This window comes from Clostridium sp. BIOML-A1, from assembly GCF_009874105.1.
In the GTDB taxonomy this organism is placed as follows: domain Bacteria; phylum Bacillota; class Clostridia; order Lachnospirales; family Lachnospiraceae; genus Coprococcus.
The window spans coordinates 86240-109223 of record NZ_WWTL01000007.1 but is presented as its reverse complement, the minus strand read 5'-3'; the positions used below and the strand labels follow the sequence as shown (position 1 = coordinate 109223).

Genomic DNA, 22984 nt, shown 5'->3' with positions numbered 1-22984 from the left:
GGGGAGAATAAGATGAATAATATACGAGTGCTTTTTATCGTAGCGGCACTTCCGGCATTATTGTTGCTTGGATTTATATATTACAGGGATCGCAAAGAGAAACCGCCGGTTAAGTTGATGATTCTACTTTTGGCGACCGGTGCAGCAACTACTGTTCCGGCAGCTATCGTAGAGTTTATAGGTCAGGCATTTGTCATGGGTGATTCAGATGATTTGGGACTTCGCCTGCTTATCTTCTGTTTCTTTGTTATAGCTATAGCCGAGGAATTAGGTAAATATCTGGTTACGATATGTATCACATGGAAAAGTAAGGAGATGCAGCATAGCTATGATGGCGTGATTTATGCCGTATGCTCTTCATTGGGATTTGCAATTCTGGAAAATGTGTTATATGTATATCAGGGTGGACTACTGACCGGAATTATGAGGGCGTTTACAGCGATTCCCCTTCATTGTACGGTCGGTGTTGTGATGGGAGCATTATATGCAAAGGCGAGAGAAGAAGCATATGCCGGTGACAGAGGCGGAATGATCGGTTACATGGCATGGGCGTATCTTGTGCCGGTATGTATTCATGGGGCATATGATTACGCGATCATGGCGGCTTCTTATGGTTTAATTGCAGAAGGATGGATTTATGTCATTCTGATAGGGGCATATATTATATCTGTTGTGTTGATTCTGGTATGTTCCAATCATGATCACAGAATTGACGGCAGACCTGAGACAGCTGATTATGGATTCTATCGAACCGAATACCGCAGGCCGGGCAGAAGCTATTATTATCAGACTCAGCAGGCAAATCCGATGGGCTATCCGCAGAATCAGGGCTATCCGCAGAATCAGGGTTATCCGGGAAATACCGCATACCCGCAGAATCAGGGTTATCTGGGAAATACCGCATACCCGCAGAATCAGGGTTATACCGGAAATAATGCATATGTGTCGAATCAGTATTATACGGGTAATACAGTGAATCCACAGAATAACGGATATGCAGGAAATACCTCATATCCACAAAACCAGAGTTATATGGGTAATGCGATGAATCCACAGAATCAGGGTTATACCGGAAATAATGCATATGTGTCGAATCAGTATTATACGGGTAATACAGTGAACCCAAAGAATACCGGATATATCGGAAACACATCATATCCGCAAAATGCCGGAGTAAATCCATATCGTAGATCAGACACAGCAGCAGATCAGACACCAAATTCAACAACACCATACAGTGTGAATTCATATAATGGACAGATGTATTCATCATATAATGAACAGGAAGATAACTATAATATGAGATAGACCGAATATGCCGAACGTTTTAACGGAAATCGCATAAGCTATAATGAGCACAAAAATTATTTGCTCGTAAGAAGTTAAATCGCTTGCTTATCAGGGGGTGAAAGCATGAGATTTCACAATATACCCGTTCGCGATATCATGCAGGAGGCAGTTCGTTATGGCGGGGTGATCGTGGATGTTCGAACAGAAGAAGAATTCCTGAGAGGGCATATACCGATGGCTGTTAATGTGCCATTATCCGAGATTCAGTGTGGCAATTATAATCTTCCAAAACATAAAGTATTACTCACATATTGTCAGTACGGAGGCAGCAGCGCACTGGCGGCAAGAATACTGACACAGGCAGGTTACAGAGTGATCAATACAGTTGGTGGAATTGTACAGTATAAGGGTGCATTGACCAAAAACCGCTGACAGAGGTGAGGCAAACCATTATGGCAAACAGGAAAACGTGGTTTGAATATGAGAATAACAGAATAAATAGATCCCGGACATGACGGAGTATATTAAGAAAAGTACATGTCCGGGATTTTTTATTTAATTTACTTGTGGTGGCAGGGGGAAGTATGTATAATATGGTCAGGGAAATTTGGTGGATAGCATAAGATATCCCTGGGTATTTATTTCAGAAAAGAAAGGATATAGGGTAAATGAGAAAAAAATTTTTAGCAACAATCGTTGCGGTAGGGCTTGTCGCAGTAGCAGCATTTGCAGGGGCAAATGGGCTGACAGAGACACAGGCGGCATGTGAACATTCACAGGTGAAGGATGGAGCCTGTGTGGATTGTAATGATCCGGTAGAATGCATTGAGGTAGAGGATGCAAGCGGAACAGCAAAGGGAACCTATTCTAAACTGGAAGATGCAGCGGCGGCTGCCAGAAACGGTGATATACTGAAGCTTCTATATAATTGTGAGAGTACATCAGCATATATTGATGCGGGAAATAAGAATCTTACGATTGATCTGAATAAAAAGAAATTAAAGGCTGTTCATTTCGAGATTATGGGTTCTCTTGTGATAGAAAATGGAGAATATAGTGGCTATATCAAGAATGCAGCGACAGGGAATGAACATACATTAACATTTGAAAATGTGAGAGCAGATCTTACGCAGCTTGGATGGTATGCAAAGGGTGGCCTTAAACTGGTAAACAGTAATATAGAACAGCAACATGATGGTGCAACATTTACAGAATGGTGGCTTGAAAAGCTGCAGATGGATCAGACATCTGTTTATAAGATTACAAATTCGCCAAGCGGACTAAGCAATTATGGGTTGCTTTCATTAGATGAAGCTGTGGGCGGTATTGAGGAATTTCTTCCGGCCGGATACACATTGGATGGACAGCCGAATTCCTATAATACGATATTAGATGAAACAGGCACAAAGGCGAGAAGTGTAGAGCTTCGTTACCGCAGACTGACAGATGCGAAAGTATCCGTATCCATCGATCCGACTTCGTATGTATATGATGGAACAGCAAAGGAACCAACAGTGACTGTGACATATGACGGCAAGAAGCTGATAGCAGGAACGGATTATACCTGTATATTTTCAGATAATATCAATGTCGGAACAGCAAGTGTTAAGATAACAGCAAAGAGCAAGACCTATCACGGAGAGATCGTAAAGAATTATACGATCGAGAAAGCACCACAGGCAGCACCGACAGGACTGACAGCAGTTAATGAAAGTGCAACAGGAAAGAAAGACGGATCTGTTGCGAACGCCGCAGCGACAATGGAATATTCCACAGACCAGACTACATGGACGGCTGTAACAGGAACAGTTGTAAATGGTCTGGCAGCAGGCGATTATTTTGTAAGATATAAAGAGTCCGCAAACTATTATGCATCACCGTCCGCAAAGGTAACAGTCGGTCTGGCAGCTTCTAATACAACAGAAGCATCTACAACAGAGAGTGTTACTACAGAAAGTGTTACAACGGAGAATACTACAACAGAAACAGCTTCCAGTGAAGATACCACGACAGAAGATGCGACGGATGAGGAAGAAACGGAAGATGTGGATACCGAGGATGAGACAACAGAGGTTCTTCATGAGGATGAGACAGAAGCAACCGGTGATAAAGGCAAAAATGATCAGAAGAAAACAGGTGTAAAAACCGGTGATGCATTTGCAATGAAGGCAGCAGTTGCAGGTATGCTCATTTCGCTTGGAATGGCATGCGTGGTTATTATAAGAAAGCGCAGAAAATAAGAAAGAAAATTAACAGACAGAAAATAATAGTGCTGGATTTGGACAGAAATGTCTGAATCTGGCACTTGTGATTGAAAGGAAGCATATGAGCAGAATCGAATTGATCGCTCCATGTCATTTTGGATTGGAGTCAGTATTGAAAAAAGAAATCCTGGATCTTGGATATGAGATCGTTCAGGTAGAAGACGGAAGAATAACATTTGCAGGAGAAGAAGATGCGGTTGCAAGAGCAAATATGTTTATTCGTACAGCTGAACGTATCATGATCAAGTGCGGAAGCTTTAAGGCTGTAACATTTGATGAATTATTTGAAGGAACCAAGAGTATTCCATGGGAGCGGTATCTGACCCGTGATGCAAAATTCTGGGTATCCAAGGCAACATCAAATAAGAGCGCACTGTTCAGCCCATCTGATATCCAGTCTATCGTGAAGAAAGCTATGGTAGAACGTTTGAAACAGACCTACCATGTATCATGGTTCACGGAAGATGGAGCAGAATATCCGGTTCGTGTATTTATATTTAAGGATATTGTTACGATAGGACTTGATACATCAGGAATATCCCTTCATAAGCGTGGCTATAGGAAACTGGTTGGCAAAGCACCGATATCGGAAACTCTGGCGTCGGCACTGATCATGCTTACACCATGGAATAAGGATCGTGTACTGGTTGACCCATTCTGTGGAAGCGGAACATTTCCAATCGAGGCAGCTATGATCGGAGCAAGGATCGCACCGGGAATTGACAGAGACTTTCTGGCTTCTGAGTGGGCGAAGGTCGGCGACAAGAAGATGTGGTACAATGCGATCGATGAAGCAAATGATATGATCGACCATGATGTGAAGATGAATATTCAGGGATATGATCTGGATAATGAGATGGTAAAGTGTGCGATGGAGAATGCGAGGGCAGCGGGAGTGGATGAACATATCCATTTCCAACAGAGAGATGTAAAGGATCTCAGGCATCCGAAAAAATATGGCTTTATCATCACGAATCCGCCATATGGTGAACGTCTCGAGGATCGGGAGAATCTTCCTGAATTATATAAGACGATCGGGGAAAGCTTCAGACGACTGGATGACTGGTCGATGTTCCTGATCACGTCATACAGTGAGGCGGAGAAATATATAGGAAGAAAGGCGGATAAGAATCGTAAGATCTACAATGGTATGATCAAATCATATTTCTATCAATTCATGGGACCGAAGCCGCCAAAAAGAAAGTGAGACAGAGTTGAAAAAGTATTTGATCGTGGCAGCGGTTGTTATTCTGGGGGTATTTCTGTATCTGGGTTTTCTGAGACATCCGGATGTAAGCATTGAGAAGACGGAAGAAGCGGGTGCTGCCGCAGAAACTATGTTGAAAGAGATTGTAACGAATGCAAATGGAAAGGGCATTATATTATATATAAATGACAGCAGGATCACAGAAGCGGAGTATCAGCCGTATTTCAGTGACCATTTGCAGCTGATGCTCCCTATCGCGACATTTACCGATAAACTGGATTGCCTTGTGAATGCATATGAAAATGGGACGATCACATTTTCCAAAGGAGACAGTCTGGTAAAGGTCTATGGTGATTCGGATGTGGTAAATATCAATGGAAATGCAATACAGGCAATCGACAAGCCAGAGAAAAAGGATGATATCATCTATGTGCCGGTGAATGAGATCTGCGAGGCATTAAACTACAGTTGTAATATCAATCTGGAGACAAATGCCGTGGTGTTAAAAAAGATTGCCGAGGAAGAAAAGCTTCCGGCAGCATATGATATGAGAGAGCATGATCGTGTTTCTCCTGTCAGAGATCAGGGTATCTATGGAACCTGTTGGGCATTTGCATCACTTGCGGCACTGGAAAGTACAATCCGTCCGGCGGAAAATCCGGTATTTTCTGTTGACCATATGGCACTGAATAACAGCTTTAATGTCAGCCCGTTTGACGGTGGCGAATATTATATGAGTATAGCCTATCTTGCGGCATGGCAGGGACCGGTACTTGAGGAGAATGATCCGTACGGAGATAACCAGACGGTAAATGGGCTGTCAGCGGTAAAGCATCTGGAAGAAGCCATCATCCTGAAGGACAAGAATTACGAGGCGATCAAATCATCCGTATACAAATATGGTGGCGTGGAAACGGTTATTTATTGTGATATGAAGAATGCGACGAGTAGTTCTTATTATTATAACAGAAACCGCAGTTCCTATTATTATAATGGAGATCAGACACCGAATCATGACGTGGTGATCGTTGGCTGGGATGACAACTATCCGAAGGAATATTTTAATACAGAACCGGCGGGAGACGGCGCATTTATCTGCAAGAATAGCTGGGGGCAGGATTTTGGTGACGAGGGATTCTTTTATATCTCTTATTATGATACCAATATCGGTATGAACAGCGTAGTATATACGAAGCTTGGAAACAGTGACAATTACGACAAGATCTATCAGTCAGATCTGATGGGTGAGGTCGGCACGATGGGATTTGACGACAGGCCGGAGGCTTATTTTGCAAATGTCTATACGGCCGGAAAGAACGAGACATTGAAGGCGGTTTCTTTCTATGCGACAGGTCCGAAAACGACATATGATGTGTATGTTGTGACGGATTTTACCGATGCATCCGATTTGCAGCAGCGGACAAAGGTGGCATCCGGTGAAATGCAGTACGAGGGTTATTATACGATCAATCTAAATGAGGCAGTACCGCTTCCGGATGACCGAAAATTTGCGGTGGTTGTGCATGTGAACACACAGGATTCCACGATGCCGATCGCAATCGAATATAATAATGATGAGAAAACAGCGAACTTCGATATCACGGATGGCGAGGGCTATATCAGCCTGTATGGCACGAAGTGGTCGAGCGCAGAGCAGGAGAATGACTGTAATGTCTGCCTCAAAGCCTTCACGGATGTGGGGGATTGAGAACATGCGGCGATATCTGACAAGGTATAGCAGAGATACATGTTATTTCGCAAGGCGTTCTCACTCTATCCTCATGTAGCGGTACTAAGTTCGCTGCATAAGGCAGCTTACTAAGGACCGACATTCGGATAGGCTTGCTGCATAACAGTATCATCTGCTGTGCCTTGTCAGATATGGCAGGTGAAGTACAATGTCGCATCGTTACAAATAGAAAAGGAGAAGACAAGATGAAGAAATTGATTTTTGCTACAGGTAATGAGAATAAGATGAAAGAGATCCGCATGATCCTTGCGGATTGTGGATATGAGATCCTGTCGATGAAGGAAGCCGGAATTCAGGCTGACATCGTAGAAGATGGAAAAACATTTGAAGAAAATGCCATTATCAAGGCAGAGGCAATCCGTAAGATGACAAATTGTCTGGTGCTTGCGGACGATTCCGGTCTGGAGGTAGACTATCTCGATAAAGCACCTGGAATCTACTCTGCAAGATTTATGGGGGAAGACACCTCATACCGGATCAAGAATAAAGCGATCATTGACAAGCTTGCCGGTGTTCCGGATGAGAAGCGTACTGCAAGATTCGTATGTGCGATCGCGGCTGCATTCCCGGATGGAAAGACCATTACCAGACGTGGCACGATCGAAGGAATCATTGGATATGAAGAACGCGGCGAGAATGGATTTGGATATGATCCTATCTTCTTCCTGCCGAAGTATGGTAAGTCCACAGCAGAGTTGTCACCGGAAGAAAAGAATACGATCAGCCACAGAGGAAACGCACTTCGCTTGATAAAGGAAGTTATAAATGAGAATACTGATAATTAGTGATACACATGGAAGAACCAATACGATTCGGGATGTCTTAGATACGGTGGGTGACATCGATATGTTTATCCATCTGGGAGATGTCTGCGGAGATGAAGAATATATTTATGATAACGTAACCTGTCCGATACACATGGTTGCCGGGAATAACGACTGGGATTCCGATCTTCCGATGCAGGAGGAATTCATGATCGGCCGGTATAAGGTATTTATCACGCACGGACACCGGTACAGCGTCCATTATGGAACGGACCGCTTACAGGAGTTGATCAAATATGATGGTTACGATATTGTGATGTATGGACACACGCATGTCCAGAATCTGGAACGATATGGCGGTGCTTATATCGTAAATCCGGGCAGTCTGGCATATCCGCGTGATGGCATGAATGGCAAATACATGCTGTTGGAATTTGACCAGCATGGAACACCATTTTTTGCGGAAAATGAACTGAAACCGAAACGCCGGATGCGCAGCATATTTGAAGATATGTGGGGCGACCGGGAGGAGTAGAGATTATTAGAGACAAGAAAGAGGTCGGCTGTGAAGAAACGAGAGATTATAGAAGGTGTTATAAAAGACTATGATTTCCCCAATAAGGGAAGCTTTGAACTGGATGGCAAAAAAGTGATCGTGAAGGGAGCACTGCCCGGACAAAAGGTGTCCTGTATGGTATCCAAGGTGCGGAAGGATAAGGCAGAAGCACGTCTGTTGGATGTGCTGGAACGCTCCGAGATCGAAGATGCAGTACCACCATGTCCACAGTTTGGCATTTGCGGCGGCTGTGCATACCAGACCATGAGCTATGAGCATCAGTTGGAATTAAAGGCAGGACAGGTGAAGAAGCTGTTAGACGGTGTGATCGATTCAGAGGCACATCCATATGATTGGGAGGGCATCATCGGCTCGCCAGTTACAACTGCATACCGGAATAAGATGGAGTATTCATTTGGCGACGAATATAAGGATGGTCCGCTGGTACTAGGACTTCATAAGAAGAACAGCATGTACGATATCGTTCCTGTCTGCAACTGCGTGATCGTAAGCGAAGATTATAACAGGATCGTTTCTTATACGATGGAATTCGCAAGGGCGCATGGACTGTCTTATCATAAGAAAATGCAGCATGTAGGACTGCTTCGTCATCTGGTGCTTCGCCAGTCCAAGACAAATGGCGGACTTCTGGTAAATCTTGTAACCAGCACGGACGGATTAGAGAATCTGGATCTGAATGCATATGTAGAAGGGCTTCTGGCACTTCCGCTTGACGGAACGATCGTTGGTATTCTCCATACGGCAAATGATTCTCTGGCGGATGCTGTTGTGCCGGAGAAGGTAACGCTGTTATACGGAAGAGATTATATCGAGGAAGAGGTGCTGGGACTGCATTTCCAGATCTCACCATTCTCATTTTTCCAGACAAATACAAAGAGTGCGGAACGACTGTACAGCAAAGCCCGTGAATATGCCGGAGATACCAAGGACAAGCTGATCTTCGACTTATATAGCGGAACCGGAACGATCGCCCAGATGTTATCACCGGTTGCCTCCAAGGTTATCGGCGTAGAGATCGTGGAAGAAGCAGTCGAAGCCGCAAGAGAAAATGCAAAGAGCAACGGACTTGATAACTGCGAATTCATCGCAGGCGATGTCTTAAAGGTCATCGACACGATTGAGGAAAAACCGGATCTTATCATCCTCGATCCACCGAGAGATGGCATCAATCCAAAGGCTCTCCTTAAGATCATCAACTACGGTGTAGATGAGATCGTCTATATCAGCTGCAAGCCAACCTCCCTCGCAAGAGATCTTGTGACCTTGCAGGAGCATGGATATTATGTGAAAAAGGCATGTGCAGTGGATCAGTTTGTGAATACCGGGCATGTAGAGTGCGTGACATTGCTCCAAAGGAAAAATACCTGAAACTCCTTGAATTTAGGCACTTTGAGCGACATGTCCTGTTTTCACAAAGTGACCGAAAAGAGAAGAAAAAGGCAATTTCCAACGGAGTAAATGTCCAAGTGGTTGTGAAGGTGTAGTTCGGAAACACAAAAATCTATCGTTCATATTTCATCAATAATAACTAACAATTCAATAAGGTAACAAAGAGGTTTGAGCCGCTTATTTTCAAGTGATTTTGAAAATAAGCGGCTCGTTTTGTTTTGACAGAGATTATCTGGCAAACAGTATTTTTTAGGAGGTAATTGAATTTATGAAGAAAAAGGAAGAATTGTATTCTTGTTCGCAACAAGACCACAATGCAATGGCTGAAACGGATATAAAGATGGTTCCCATTGCGGATTTACACGACTTTGAGGGGCATCCCTTTAAGGTAGAAAATGATATGGCACTTTTTGAGCTGATGCAGAGTATTGAAAAAGAGGGTGTCATTGTTCCAGCATTGGCAAGACCGAGAGCAGAAGGCGGCTATGAGCTGATTGCCGGGCATAGAAGAAAGGCTGCCAGTAAATGGGCAGGTCTTGATGTAATGCCTGTGGTAATCAGAGAACTTGATGATAATCAGGCAGTTATAGCTATGGTAGACAGTAACCTGCAAAGAGAACATTTGAAACCAAGTGAAAAGGCATTTGCTTATAAGATGAAGCTTGATGCGATGAAGAGGCAGGGGGCGAGGACTGATTTAACTTTTTGCCAAGTTGGCGAAAAGTTAGAAAATCCTACATTACAAACGCATTCATTGGCTGGTGGATATGATGCTGATGGAAAATGGATGTTGTTGCAAGATAAAAGCGTCGAAGATGCAATTATAAGAAGTAATCAATCATTGGCAATGCAGACAGGAGAAAGTCAAAGGCAAATATCACGTTATATTCGTCTTACCAATCTCATCCCTAAGCTTCTTGATATGGTAGATGATGGAAAGATTGCTTTTACCATTGCGGTGGAACTTTCCTATCTGACAGAGGAACAGCAGTATGAACTTTATGAAGTTATGGATATGGAGCAATGCACACCGTCATTATCTCAGGCTAATCGTATAAAGCGAATGAGTCAGTATGGAGAGCTGGATATGGATGTAATGTTTCTCATATTAGAGCAGGAAAAGCCAAACCAGAGAGAACAGATTAAATTGCGTGCAGATGCTGTGGAGAAGTATTTTCCGGAAGGATATACACATAAGCAGAAAACAGCGTTGATTGAACAGCTTTTAAAGGAATGGCATGAAAAACAGCAACTTGATAAAACAAAGGGTATTGGTACCAGCCGGGGTAAAGTAAGATAGGAGGTCGTTAAGATGAGCAATGAATTATCTATATTTGAAGCTATGGGCGGAACATACAGAACGGTGGATGGCATTTTGTATCCCAATATTAGTGAGTGTTCGGATAATACTTTATCCGTCACAATCACTGATGTGGGAAAATATGGTCTGATTTGGATTTCTTATATGAAAGAAAATCATATAGACCGATACCGCCACCATATCCGTATGGGGCAGCTTCATCGTAAGGCACAGGAAGTAAATGAGCAGGTTTATGAGATGTTGGATTCAATTATGAATAGGTATTTGGCATCACATAAACCGAAAGACACTAACTCCACAATGGAAATGTGGAAATTAAGAGAGCAGGCTAAACAGCTTGCGGAGGAGGTTATTTATGGAGAGATTGTATACCAGTATCACTAACAAGGAACAGAACAACAATTATTTGCAGACCGGAAGAACGGGAGAAAGAGAGGATTTTATGAGAGAGAATTTATTTATGACTGAAACATTTGAGGCACCTGTTAGGATTGCACTGGATCACGGCTGGAGTTCCATTAAGGGCGAGCATACTTTTATGGAAACTTCGGTGGTGCCTGTAGAATATACGCCACTGACCAATCACGGACTTTTGGAATATAAGGGTAAGAAGTATATTGTGGGTCAGGGCAGACTTGGAAAGCAGGCAACTAAGACCGAGAATGAGAATTACTTTTTGCTGACCTTGGCAGGGATTGCCAAGGAGCTTAAGTATCAGGGTAAGGCACAGGCAGAGCATGTGGAACTGTATGCAGGTGTGCCACTTACCCTGTTTGGTGCGGAGCGTAAGGAGTTTCGTGATTATCTATGGCATAAGGAACGCATTTCTTTTAACTTTGAGGGAGTGCATTATTCTTTTTATATGGATAAGGTTAAGATTTATGCCCAGTGTTATGCGGCTATTGCAAACCGTATGGGAGATATGGACAGACTCAGATGTGTGGATTTGGGTTCTTGGACACTGGATGTGCTTAGTGTCAGAGATAAAATTCCTATGGATAAGGACGCTTACACCTATGAGCTGGGACTGATTACCACCATTGAGCGTATTAAAAAGGATGCCTTACCTACACTTCGCTGTGAAATTCCGGAGGATGATATTATTGATGTTATCCGTGGAAAACAGTCCAATGTAAATGCTGATTTTATTCCATTTATTGAAAAGGGATTGCAGCAGTATGCTGACGATGTGGAAGCAAAGCTTCGTGAGATTAAGGTAGACCTTGCCCATGAGAATATTGTGTATGTGGGCGGTGGTGCATGTGTGATGAAGCGTTTTGGTAGAACAAAGGGTAGAAATATCCAGTATGTAACGGATGTGAAGGCAAATGCAATTGGTTATCGTTATCTTGCTGATAATCTGGGATAGGAGGTACCTATGGGAAATTCAATATCCTTTCGGCTAAATCCGAAATGTGCAAGTGACAGAAAAATCCTTGCATGGCTGGAAGAAAAATCCAGCCAGCCGGGATATATGAATCAGACAGAGCTCATCAAGCAGGCATTAATTACTGCTATGGTGCAGGAGGAAAAAGGTGTCAAAGAAAAGGAAGCTACCCAGTGGATGGACGAAGCAATTCATAAAGCAGCGGAGGAATTTGCAAAGGTTGTGCAGGAAACATCACAGAATGTGGCAAATAATACCTTTGCAGGAGTGATGGGAGCCATGATGCAACAGATGAATATGGGTACCATGAATTTGATGCAGGGGACACAGCCTTTAACCGGAGGATATATGAATTCTAATGTTATCGGTATGAAAGTACCAGTGAATGGTATGTCAACTAATGTTCCCAACATGGTGTCATCTACGACTGAGACACAGGTGCCTGATGATGAGTTGAAAACAGATGATTTCAATGGTATGGATAATGACACGAAGAGTAAGCTGGGTAATCTGTTTGATATGGATGATGATTAAGACGGACAGCGTAAGAAAAGAGCGTATGACGGACTGTCTTACAAAAAGGTGCGATGTAATACACATTTGCCTTATTTGTAGAACAGACCTTTTTCTATGGGAAAAAGTGTCATATGAGTTTCTTACGGAGCCGGCTAAGCCTTCGGCATAAAATAAAGTCTGCTTGCAGGCTTTATTTTTTTGACCGCAAGGCGAAAGAAGCTGGGGCTTGGGGATGCCAAATCCCCAACAAGTTCCTGCCCGTGTATATACAGGGCGGAACTTGCTCTACCTTATGCGACGTATCCGGAGCTTGTGCCGACTTAGGTCGGCACGCATCAGTGGAAATAGGATTTCTTTTAGAAATGATGCGCAGAGCTGTAGCAGGATTTCATATGGAAAGCGTGTTTGGTGGATTTTCTGTAAGACGGGTGTATGACAGATTTCTATATAACCGGCGAGCAGATATATGCGCGGGCAACGAGCCAAGCGAGAATGCTTGCATTCTCATTTGGCGACTGCCGCGACAGCGAACAGTTTACTGTGAGCTTGCGAGCCGCTAGAAATTTCAGTAGGAGATATTCACGAGCCGTGCGAGTGTATCCGTGAGCGACCATAGGGGAGTGAGCGTAGACCAGAGGGAGGAGCGAAAGCGACGGCGAAAAGCATCTGCCGTATACGGCAGCATTATTATTTCTACAGGAGTAGCAATTAACAATATAACAGTTTTAGGACATGAGAAGCAGGTGAGAAATTGCCTGCTTTTTGTTTTGTCAGATTGGAGGTTTTGTATGGGAAAGACAGATAAAAAGAAAGAGAATATGGCTTTAATGTCTATGCGTATTTCCGCAGAGGATAAGGAACTGATTGAGGAAAAAGCGAGAAAAACCGGGCTTACCACTTCAGAATATATGAGACGATGTGCTTTGGGCAGGAAACTGCCTTGCTATGGAGATACCGGTCTTTTAAGGGAGTATTCCATGCAGCTTGGAAAGATTGGCTCGAATCTGAATCAGATAGCAAAGCATTTGAATGGTGGTGGCGATTTTTGCAGCGTTTATTATGAAGTAAAGGAAGCCGTAAGGGAGCTGCTTGATTTGAAGTTTAAGATTCTGCCGGCATTGGAAGATGTGGCTTGTGGTAAAAAACGCAGGCGTAAAAGCGGAAAGGATGGTGAGAGCTAATGGCGATATTGAAGCATATTTCAGTAAAGAACAGATTTTATTCTGATGCAGTGGAGTATCTGACCTGTCAGTTTGATGAATATACTAATAAGCCCATTCTGGATGGAAAGGGCAGGATTATGGAGCGTGAAAACTATCTGATTGATGGCGTGAATTGTGATGTGGACAGTTTTGGTGCAGAGTGTATTGAAACCAACAGATTTTATGGAAAGAACAATTCTGTGAATGATGTAAAGGCACATCATTATATTATCAGCTTTGAACCGGAGGATGATATTACAATGGAACAGGCAATGGAGTTTGGAAAGAAGTGGCTTGCAGAGTTTGCTCCGGGGCATCAGGCAGTAGTTGCAGTGCATCCAGACGGTCATAATAACAGCCGGAATATGCACATTCACATGGTTATTAATTCCGTGCGGAAATTCCCCGGCAGGAAAAGCATATGGCACGATAAACCATGCGAGTGGAAGCAGTGCTGTAAGCATAAAAGCACTGGTAAGATGATGTATCATGCAAAAAAGTGGGTAATGGATAAGTGTATCCGTCTGGGATTGGGGCAGGCGGATTTACTTGCCAGAAAGCATAAGGATAATTACTGGGTGGAAAAACGCCTTATGGATAAGAATGCATCAGACGGTGTGGGAGTTACTTCCGACCGGGAACTTATAAGAAATACCATTGACAAGATTCTGCCGACGGTAAATTCATTTGAACAGCTGATAGAGTATCTGCGTGCAATTTACCACTGGACGATTAGAGTTACGAATAAAACTGTGACTTTTGCCATGCCGGATATGAAGAAAGGAATCCGAGGTAATAAGCTGGGAGAAGGGTACGGAAAGGCAGAGCTTGCGGACAGGATTAGAGGTTTTGTTGCAGAAAGGGAAGCAAAAGACCTTGCCATGAAGCAGATGGAAGCAGAGATTGAGGCATTGATTCAGTCAGAGCAGGAGAAGAAGCGAAAACAGGCAGAAGAACTGAAAAAGAGGGAAGGGATATCAGCCATAAGAAATCGTGTGGCTGAACGCAATAGCCGTAGATTCAATCTTTATCTGGATGAAATGGACAGAAAAGAGTGGAATAATGCTTATCTGGACTATCTGGAAGGTCAGGAAATAGTGGACTGGAAAACAGCTACAGCAGAAATGATTTCTACACCGATTATGACCAGAGTGGAATTTGAAGCAATGCAGGAAAAGCAGGCTAAGAGAGAAGAGGCTGTTTCATCATATACGGAGACTCCTGTTATTGACGAAGTGGTTGCGGAGAATGAAGAATCTGTGGTTGAGATAAATGATATAAGTGTGGAAGAAGTTGTTGCTGATTTTTATGAAACGGATGCAGTGTCACAGGAATCGAAGGCTGAGGAGCAAATCGTGGATGTTGTAGTAAAAGCAGAGAAATCTGAGCAGATTGATTACACTGAACTTTCTTTGGAGGAGCGTGCAAGAATCCTTCCCGCACCTACGGATGATTTTGAAGCAGAGTTTAAAGCATTTAAAGAACGTTTGGGTTATGTGGGTGCTAAGCTTGCAAGTATTCAGTACAAGATGGAAATTTATGATGAGTTTCGGGAAGAGTATGATTACCGCAATCGTTGTCATAAGGTCGAGGAAGCCAGAACTGTAGATAGAAGCAGAGGAGCGAGATAATCGCTCCTAACCCTTGTTAGAGGATGGTAAATTGATAGGATTTCAGATTGTGAATAGCAGATATTATGTTATAATAAATATGAGTATGTGGAAATTCATGCTTAATTAATTTGAAGTTTCATGATTGTATGGGGGGAAAAAGAAATGACTATAGAAGAATTCAGAGAGAAGGTTAAGGATGAAGAATATGCACCTGGATGGGATGCCATTGAGGAAGCATTTGCTAAATGTTATCCTGGTCAGGAGCCAAATCATTATGGAACTAATATTGAGGCAAGAGCAATGTTTGGCGGTTCGGAATATATTGATGGATATTCAATTTACAAGTCGCCACATGGACACCGGCATATTGTAACCTTTGGCATGACAGAGCTTTATGTTGATGAGGAAGCTTTTGGTGGAAAATATAGTCGCTGGGGGTACGAGATGACTTTTAAACTGAAAGCGGATAATGATGATGATTGTATGTGGGCGATAAATTTCCTTGGAAATCTTGGAAGATACACCTATACAAAGGAAAGCTGGTTTGAGCCCGGACATTTTATGTCAAATATGGGAACCCCTATAAAAGTAGGTGCAGACTCACTGATTACAGCCATCCTTGCAGTAGAGGATACAGAGGTGCCGGGAATTGATACAATATATGGTCGCGTTGATTTCCTACAATTCGTAGGTATAACCAGTGAAGAGTATGAAATGCTTAAGGCAGATCCGACTAAAGTTAAGCCGCTTGTTGATGCCATGAAAAAGGATAATCCTTACCTTGTGACAGATTTAGGAAGAAAGAAATCTTACCTAGTATAATTTTGTATATGATAGATCTGCTGTAAAAATGATGTGAACATTATGAAACGTGCAATAGCAGGTCATTTATGAAAAGTTATCGGTAAATGAAAGGGGTACATTATGTCTGCTGATTATGAAAGAAAACTACATAGAGCAGTTGCCCAATTTGTCAAAGAAGCAGATAAAAAATATCCCAACTGGAGCGAAAGAAATGATAACGGGGAATGGGGAATCGGATTAGATAAATTTGATGATATGTATAAGGTTATTCTCGAAATAATAGAATATACATCCTGCGATGAGGCTACGGAGCAAATGCTTGATGATATCTTGTTTGGAATTGCTAGAGATAATGAATGCAGTCGTATTATAGAGGTGTTATTAAAATATCCTGATTGGTATGCTTTACTGTGTGAAAAGGTGCTGTTTACTGAATATATAGGGTCATACCTGCCGGTAATTTTGCTGATGATGAAGCCTCTGATGAATTTTTATCAATTGGAACAAAAGATATTAGTAAGCTAGTTGAGTTGTGTGATATGTACCAACAAAAATGTCCGAATGAATATAAGCTGGAGTTTGATGTTGCAACTCATAAATTTGATGCGTCCTATCGTTATGATGACTATACCAAAAGTGGAATATCCCCTGTGTCAGAATTGATGAGCTGGTATGGAGAAATTAAAGAAAGTATGTAGCACGTGACATTTTGAAGTTTATATATTGAGCCTGTGCCAAAGAAATGTGATAGGAGAAAGAAGAAATTGATTCAACATACATATGATGTGCAAACCTTTGATGATGGAAACAAAATAATTCGCCCTGCTCTTTCGAATGAGTATGAAGCACTGCTTGGCTGTCTTATTGATTTTCCGGATTTGATGGAAAGAAGTGTAGACATAGTGATTGACGGTGAAGCTGAAATATATAATACGGCTGGAAATGTTTTTTCTGCGGACATAGAAAAGGAAATTACCGTTATAACATGTTATTTGGTTGACGATTACGAGCCTCTTTGCGTAAGTACCGAAGATCTTAAGAAGCTTCTTTATGAATGGAATAATATCCGGAGATTTAAAAAATCTCATAGTAAACTATATGATATTTTGCTGGCAGAGCTTGAGGCTGGAAATACAATACGTGAAACCTATAGAGGTCGTTTCAGTGATAGTGATGAAACAACATTTATTTTTCTAAATAAGACACTAAAGACGAAGGTTAGGACGGATATCCCGGGTATAACTTATATGGAAGTAAATGACCCGCATTATTGGAATGCAGAATATGATGACAAAGAGAATAGACTTTAGAAAATAACTTGCACAGGAAATTCGCAAAAGTATAGATTGCTTTTTTGAAGCACAGAAATGTCCAAATGGTATTGGAAAGCCGTTTATTTGTGTAAGAATTGGTGAGTTTTTTTGAACAGAATAATGATAGAAAGTAGTAAGTGAGATTATGAACACAATTAACAAGAGTATAAAAGATGCCCTGTTTAGAGCCTATAACACAAGAAACAGAAACAACAAAAATCAGAAACGTTTTGATGTGATATTTGGAACAATATTTTTTTTGTGTCTCATTTTGACTATAGCTGCATTTGGCTTGATGGGAGCGAACGTAAAAGCAGGAGTTATCATGCTCCTTGTAATTTTTTTATGCTTTGGAGCAGCTGTTACATATGCTTTGCTAAGGAAAAAACGTATTATGAAGCTGCTGTATTCGGTGCCTGTGGGAGCGGAAAATATAGAAAAGATAGATGTTAAACAGGTAGAGATTCTGAATCAACTGTACGAGGAATCTGCACTTACTATTGGAATGGAAGCTATTCCGGATGAAGAATTTTTCAATATTCTGTACAACTGGTTAATCGGCATGAATGCATTGCCGGAAGGCAAACTTAAACTGTATTACCTTACAGGAAAGCTGTGGAATCAGCGATTTGCCTGCAAAGTAAATGATGATACGCAGATTTTATGTATCGCTATGGGCGATCTGAATATCAATGCAGAAAATACGGAGCAGTTTTCGTATGAGCATATGGTGTTTGGAAGATATTTGGACGACATAGTTACAGGGGGTTAAATCTATCAATTTGAATATTCATTATTCAGCACCCGATTGGGTGTGGGATAAGTTGTAATAGGTATATTGGAGTGGAAAGGGAATTTAAGTATAGAATGAAATTCATAAAAAAGCATCCGTATTTATTTTGGCAATACATTGGTTTTTTCATATTGGCGGTTGATTGTCTGTATGTTTGGTTTAATTTGGAAAATGAGCAGGTAAGCTATGCATTTATTGTACTTTCGGCAATGCTTGCCTTTGCGATTATAACTCTGTCGCCTTTTGTAATTAAATGCAGGAAAAAAATGAAAGACCCTGCAGAGATAGAAGAATCCTATCGGTACAAATACATCGAAGAATGGTATATACATATATATGGCTCGGCAAAAGGTGTGGCTGTTATTATAACTATGATCGTTTTGTTTATTGGTGGTACGTGTGTCCTGACATACTTCGGTTTACCTTTTTTGGCATTTTTATTGTTTTATGTCGATGTCTGGATTTACTGTCTGTGGAAAAACCACGTAAAGCGCACATTTTACAAAGTACCAGATGGTGCAAAACGGTGTGAGCTTATTTATGTGAAGGATATAGCATTTCTTGATTTGCTCAATTCCCAGACTGCACTTTGCTACTTTTCAAAGCCAAGTGACGAGATGCTTGATTTTTTATATAACCGATTTTATAGTGAAACATTAAATCAGAAGCGCTTGCTTATGAATGAGCATCTGAAAATTTATGTGGTAAATGGCAGGGTTTTTAATGAAAAGTACGGCATTTCCAAATATGACTTACCGATGTCGGATGAAGAATGTCTGCTTTGTATTCTGCCTGACGAACTGAACCCTGAGGTTATGAGTAGCAAGGAAGTTGCATTAAGAGATTATGAGATTGGTGGGGGTCTGTTTTCTGAGTATGTAGAGAACTGTCCGGAGTTGATGTAGTTGTGAAGATGAAGAGGATACAAAAATGAATGATAATTCTTTGAAATTACCCAAATTTAAATATCATCCTAATGTTTACGATAAAGAAAAAGTTTTAGATGCAGTTCAGTTCGATAATAATGTATGCCAGTGTTGTGGCAACAAAACAGATGTGTATGTGTCAACTATGTACTGCAGTGGAGAAGTGGATTGTATTTGCATGGAATGTGTGGCAAATGGTAAGGCAGCAGAAAAGTATGATGGTGAATTTATCCAATACGCAGAGGAAATATCAGATGAGGAGAAAAGGACTGAATTGTTTAGGCGAACACCGGGATATTGTTCTTGGCAAGGCGAATATTGGTTGGCATGTTGCGATGACTATTGTGAGTATTTAGGTGATGTAGGATATGCGGAATTAAAAGAGATGAATTTAGTAAGTATTATTGAAGAATACAAAAAAGTAGAGGGAATGGACTTTGATAATGAAATGTTAGAAAAGGGCGGTTCCCTGGCTGGATATTTGTTCAGATGTATTCATTGTGGAAAATTTAGATTGAATGTTGATTGTGATTAAGGGAAGCAATGGAGTTAGGTAAGAATGACAAAAAAGGGTGCGTGACTATGCTTAGAATAAAAGATGAATTCCTAAAAGGGGTGTCATTGACTCCTGCATTCATCATAGAACCGACGGATGAAGAATATGAGAATTCAGAGAATTTGTTCGGATTCGATGAAGCAGAATTTTATGAAAAGATAAAATTTACAAGTTTTGAGGATAGAATATCTGTAATTGATGTGTTAAAATAAGGGAAAATGAAATTTCCTTTATTCAGGTTATTAAAGCTTGGAAATGGAATTAAGCAGGAGGAATGTTTTATGCCATACTTAATTGTAGCAGTTGTAGTAGTTATTTTTATTGCCGTAGTTTTTATAGTGGCAGGAAAAGACAGTAAAGAACGCATAGATATGGTTTCTAAATTAACAGAGGAGCAGAGAAATATTTTAATGTCAACAGAAGTGAATTTTGTTGAGAAAAATGCATGGGTACAAAAAGCAATGGTAGCGAAAATGAAGGATAAAGGAAATAAAATAGACATAAGGCTATTATGGTTTAACGAGGTACTGCAAAATAATGAATATAATAAAATTACAATTGCAGATGTAGCAATAACAAAATCAGAACAGGAAGAACACAACGTAAAGGAAGGCGATTTTGTAAAATTCTATTTTGCACCGGAAAAAAGTATAGGCAGGACAAAAATAATATGGGAGTAGGCTTTAATTTATACGAAAGTGAATGCTCCGCATTATTGGAATACAGAATATGATGACAAAGGGAACAGACTTTGTCTTACTTGGTAAGGGAAAGCTGAAATTCTAAATTTGCTGAAGGGGCAATTATGATTTTTGAAGATGCATTTACAGAAAAACAATCAGAAATAATATCAATGTTTTTAGAGGTTATAGGTGATAATGTAGATACAATATATGTTTTCATTCAATCGGATGAATGGTCAGCAATGGAAACATGTGCCTTCGGAGTAAAAGGCTCAATACTTGGTAATCTTGAAGCGGGTATATCGGATAAAGATATATTAGAGATATTTGATGTGATAGAGGATGAAATTATACCTGAACTTGAAGATATATGTAAAGAATACGATATGCCTATGCCTCAAGAATTTAGGTATGTATATAATGTTGCTTCCGGTGCATTTGATTCAAATTATAGATATGGGGAAGAATTGAGTGCACTTGAAGATTATGATCCAGGAATAGAAGCCCAGAAGTGGATAGATTCGTTTAAAGTATGATTAAATAAGCACGCATTTATTTGAGGTTGATAAATCGTGGAAAATTGAAAGGATACAGAGAAATGAGATGGATTGCCCTAAAATGAGTGTGGGGCAATCCACCTTTCGAATTATGATTGCGAATCCGCAATCATTTCCAAGGTTCCAATGTTTTTAATAAAATCTCTCTCCACCGGAGAAAGGCTATCCTCCAGTCGGTTTTTATATTTATCATATTCAGCATGAGCCTTTTCGATAGCCTGTTTATGGCTGACATGACCGCTGGTGGTAAGTATATCCCTTCTGGTCATTTTCAAGTAATCGTCAATGGTTTCCAGCCAGTCCTTCATATACATAGGCTCCTGATTAAGGGCATGGACTTCGGCAATGTCAAGGTACGCAGTAACGATTTTGTTTAGGGCATCCAGTTCTGCTTCCGAGAGATAGTTTTTGGCAACTTCCACATCAGAACGATGTATGGTATCACCACTCCATGAAGTAAGTCCCATATTTTCCTTTTCTGCATCAGCACGCTGATAGATTACTTCAGCAGCGGTGTGTTTGTGGGCTGCCCAGTGCATTTTGTTCTGAACTTGCTTGAAAAATTGGACAGAGGCTTCAGCATGAGGATCATAATCGATACTGGTCGCATAGATTTCTAACACTTTTCTCCAAAATACTTTTTCAGAAGAACGGATGTCTCTGATACGGGCAAGCAGTTCATCAAAGTAATTGCCGCCACCCAATCGTTTTAAGCGATCATCATCCAGAGCAAATCCTTTTTTCATATATTCCTTTAAAATTCCCATAGCCCAGATACGAAACTGTGTACCACGATGGGATTTTACACGGTATCCAACGGAGATGATGACATCAAGGTTATAGTGATCTACATTGTAGATTTTACCGTCTGCGGCAGTTGTTGCAAAATTTGCAACAACTGAATTTCGCTGTAATTCCCCTTCTTCAAAGATTTTTTTGATGTGGCGGGATATGGTTGATTTATCACGCTGAAACAATTCAGCCATCTGGTCAAGTGACAGCCATACTGTATCATCTTCAAAAGTTGTCTCTATCTTGGTCAGTCCGTCTTCGGTTGTGTACATAATGATATTTGAGTTATTCATAGACTTAATCCTCCTTTTTCTTCGCCCTGCTCTTATACACATTGTACTGGTTCTTGCATTGAGGAGAGCAGAATTCCATATTGCTTCTGGTTGCTACAAAGGCACTGCCACAGTGCTTGCATACTTTCAGAGTAGAGTTATCATCGGTAAGCATAAATGAAAACATCATTTGGATACCAAGCAGTAATGAGTGGAATTCCCACACAATAGTAGGTTTGTCCAGCAGTTCTATGTGATAAGTTGGTGCAATACCGCCAAATACAGCCATTCCCTGTCGGTACAGATTTCTTTCGTTTTCATCTAACCGGTCATAATCCTGATAATACAGAAAACTTGAGAAAAAGGTAAATGCCCAATCTCTGAATACTGTCACAAGCCAGTCATAGCGTTCTGCATATTCTTTCTGAAAGCTCATAAGAACTGCCTGCGGTTTGTTCTTCATCGCCATAATCAATGCAATCATTTCCGAACTGTCAGTACTCCATGAAGATTCAACACCATGCTTTACAAAATCAATATTATCAAAAGGAAAAAAGTAGGACAGGTACTTTTCTGTGCTAAGACTTTCTTCCCTGATAAAATGGTTCTTTGGTAAATATACTGCTTCATATGTAATAAACTCCGGTGTGGTAGGTAATGCGGTCATAAGTCCGAGCAAACCATAATTGCAGGCAAAATCAATAATAGAAGCCTGAAGGGATTCTTTCGGTTCTTCCTTCATGGCAAGAGTGCCTATGTTAATGGCAGCCAGAACCATATCCTGATATTCTTTAACCGGATTGTAAAGGGATGGCTTTGCATCCTCTGTGGGAGTGATATAGAGAGTTCCATTGTCTGCCTTTTTCCATTCGTATTTATCATATTTTACCCAGTTGGAACTGGAGTTTGCAAATAAATTCATCATATACTTCCTCGTTTCTATATAAAAGTAATTGAATAAAATTCAAAACTATTACTATCATAGCACAGATAAAGGGAAATGTAATT

The 22984-nt window shown here is 41.0% G+C and carries 26 protein-coding genes; 24 read left to right on the top strand and 2 right to left on the bottom strand.

Annotated elements, in window-relative coordinates:
• Nucleotides 1–12: 12 nt before the first annotated feature.
• From GT641_RS07340 to GT641_RS07225, 24 genes are all read left to right on the top strand, one after another.
• On the top strand, nt 13–1308 hold the full coding sequence (locus GT641_RS07340) for a PrsW family glutamic-type intramembrane protease (RefSeq protein ID WP_161117186.1): 1296 nt from the start codon (nt 13–15) through the stop codon (nt 1306–1308).
• Nucleotides 1309–1413: 105 nt separating this feature from the next.
• Nucleotides 1414–1722: a rhodanese-like domain-containing protein gene (locus GT641_RS07335; protein ID WP_008402076.1), complete on the top strand. Its 309-nt coding sequence runs from the start codon at nt 1414–1416 to the stop codon at nt 1720–1722.
• 236 nt (nt 1723–1958) lie between these two features.
• Entirely contained in the window at nt 1959–3530 is a 1572-nt protein-coding gene (locus GT641_RS07330) for a hypothetical protein (RefSeq protein ID WP_161117185.1), read from the top strand.
• Nucleotides 3531–3615: 85 nt separating this feature from the next.
• Nucleotides 3616–4761: a class I SAM-dependent RNA methyltransferase gene (locus GT641_RS07325; RefSeq protein WP_161117184.1), complete on the top strand. Its 1146-nt coding sequence runs from the start codon at nt 3616–3618 to the stop codon at nt 4759–4761.
• A 7-nt stretch (nt 4762–4768) separates the two neighbouring features.
• Entirely contained in the window at nt 4769–6469 is a 1701-nt protein-coding gene (locus tag GT641_RS07320; RefSeq protein ID WP_192919815.1) for a lectin like domain-containing protein, read from the top strand.
• Between the two features lie 227 nt (nt 6470–6696).
• On the top strand, nt 6697–7296 hold the full coding sequence (locus GT641_RS07315) for an XTP/dITP diphosphatase (protein WP_008402082.1): 600 nt from the start codon (nt 6697–6699) through the stop codon (nt 7294–7296).
• Nucleotides 7277–7810 (top strand): metallophosphoesterase, encoded by a 534-nt coding sequence (locus GT641_RS07310; RefSeq protein ID WP_008402084.1) that lies wholly within the window; start codon nt 7277–7279, stop codon nt 7808–7810. The genes GT641_RS07315 and GT641_RS07310 overlap by 20 nt, the downstream gene beginning before the upstream one ends.
• A gap of 30 nt (nt 7811–7840) precedes the next feature.
• Nucleotides 7841–9220 (top strand): 23S rRNA (uracil(1939)-C(5))-methyltransferase RlmD, encoded by a 1380-nt coding sequence (gene rlmD / locus GT641_RS07305; protein WP_161117183.1) that lies wholly within the window; start codon nt 7841–7843, stop codon nt 9218–9220.
• A 289-nt stretch (nt 9221–9509) separates the two neighbouring features.
• Entirely contained in the window at nt 9510–10541 is a 1032-nt protein-coding gene (locus GT641_RS07300) for a ParB/RepB/Spo0J family partition protein (protein WP_022216210.1), read from the top strand.
• 12 nt (nt 10542–10553) lie between these two features.
• The gene (locus GT641_RS07295; protein WP_022216209.1) at nt 10554–10946 is read left to right on the top strand and encodes a TnpV protein; all 393 of its coding nucleotides are present in this window, start codon (nt 10554–10556) and stop codon (nt 10944–10946) included.
• Nucleotides 10918–11931 carry a ParM/StbA family protein gene (locus GT641_RS07290; RefSeq protein WP_055145149.1) on the top strand — a complete coding sequence of 338 codons (1014 nt, stop codon included), beginning with the start codon at nt 10918–10920 and terminating at the stop codon, nt 11929–11931. Before GT641_RS07295 ends, GT641_RS07290 begins: the two co-directional genes overlap by 29 nt.
• 9 nt (nt 11932–11940) lie before the next feature.
• Nucleotides 11941–12483, top strand: coding sequence for a hypothetical protein (locus tag GT641_RS07285; RefSeq protein ID WP_161117182.1), 543 nt, complete (start codon nt 11941–11943; stop codon nt 12481–12483).
• A gap of 770 nt (nt 12484–13253) precedes the next feature.
• Nucleotides 13254–13646: a plasmid mobilization relaxosome protein MobC gene (mobC, locus tag GT641_RS07280; protein ID WP_055145155.1), complete on the top strand. Its 393-nt coding sequence runs from the start codon at nt 13254–13256 to the stop codon at nt 13644–13646.
• Complete coding sequence (locus GT641_RS07275) at nt 13646–15298, top strand: relaxase/mobilization nuclease domain-containing protein (RefSeq protein WP_055271928.1); 1653 nt, start codon at nt 13646–13648, stop codon at nt 15296–15298. The genes mobC and GT641_RS07275 overlap by 1 nt, the downstream gene beginning before the upstream one ends.
• 144 nt (nt 15299–15442) lie before the next feature.
• Nucleotides 15443–16102, top strand: a complete 660-nt coding sequence (locus tag GT641_RS07270) for a suppressor of fused domain protein (RefSeq protein WP_055145160.1) — start codon at nt 15443–15445, stop codon at nt 16100–16102.
• A gap of 102 nt (nt 16103–16204) precedes the next feature.
• Nucleotides 16205–16609: a hypothetical protein gene (locus tag GT641_RS07265; RefSeq protein WP_161117181.1), complete on the top strand. Its 405-nt coding sequence runs from the start codon at nt 16205–16207 to the stop codon at nt 16607–16609.
• A 14-nt stretch (nt 16610–16623) separates the two neighbouring features.
• Nucleotides 16624–16782, top strand: coding sequence for a hypothetical protein (locus tag GT641_RS07260; protein WP_161117180.1), 159 nt, complete (start codon nt 16624–16626; stop codon nt 16780–16782).
• A 66-nt stretch (nt 16783–16848) separates the two neighbouring features.
• Nucleotides 16849–17394: a hypothetical protein gene (locus GT641_RS07255; protein WP_161117179.1), complete on the top strand. Its 546-nt coding sequence runs from the start codon at nt 16849–16851 to the stop codon at nt 17392–17394.
• Between the two features lie 397 nt (nt 17395–17791).
• Nucleotides 17792–18169: a hypothetical protein gene (locus GT641_RS07250; protein WP_156329426.1), complete on the top strand. Its 378-nt coding sequence runs from the start codon at nt 17792–17794 to the stop codon at nt 18167–18169.
• 287 nt (nt 18170–18456) lie between these two features.
• The gene (locus GT641_RS07245; RefSeq protein ID WP_161117178.1) at nt 18457–19095 is read left to right on the top strand and encodes a hypothetical protein; all 639 of its coding nucleotides are present in this window, start codon (nt 18457–18459) and stop codon (nt 19093–19095) included.
• A gap of 25 nt (nt 19096–19120) precedes the next feature.
• Nucleotides 19121–19651: a CbrC family protein gene (locus GT641_RS07240; protein ID WP_022215861.1), complete on the top strand. Its 531-nt coding sequence runs from the start codon at nt 19121–19123 to the stop codon at nt 19649–19651.
• A gap of 47 nt (nt 19652–19698) precedes the next feature.
• On the top strand, nt 19699–19884 hold the full coding sequence (locus GT641_RS07235; RefSeq protein ID WP_156329424.1) for a hypothetical protein: 186 nt from the start codon (nt 19699–19701) through the stop codon (nt 19882–19884).
• 69 nt (nt 19885–19953) lie between these two features.
• Nucleotides 19954–20352 (top strand): hypothetical protein, encoded by a 399-nt coding sequence (locus GT641_RS07230; RefSeq protein WP_022215859.1) that lies wholly within the window; start codon nt 19954–19956, stop codon nt 20350–20352.
• Nucleotides 20353–20477: 125 nt separating this feature from the next.
• The gene (locus GT641_RS07225) at nt 20478–20891 is read left to right on the top strand and encodes a hypothetical protein (RefSeq protein ID WP_022215858.1); all 414 of its coding nucleotides are present in this window, start codon (nt 20478–20480) and stop codon (nt 20889–20891) included.
• Between the two features lie 110 nt (nt 20892–21001).
• On the opposite strand, the gene GT641_RS07220 is transcribed toward GT641_RS07225, so the two are convergent.
• Together GT641_RS07220 and GT641_RS07215 are read right to left on the bottom strand one after the other, a co-directional pair.
• Nucleotides 21002–21997: a virulence RhuM family protein gene (locus GT641_RS07220; protein ID WP_022215857.1), complete on the bottom strand. Its 996-nt coding sequence runs from the start codon at nt 21995–21997 to the stop codon at nt 21002–21004.
• 4 nt (nt 21998–22001) lie between these two features.
• On the bottom strand, nt 22002–22901 hold the full coding sequence (locus tag GT641_RS07215) for a hypothetical protein (protein ID WP_055271924.1): 900 nt from the start codon (nt 22899–22901) through the stop codon (nt 22002–22004).
• Nucleotides 22902–22984: the final 83 nt, after the last annotated feature.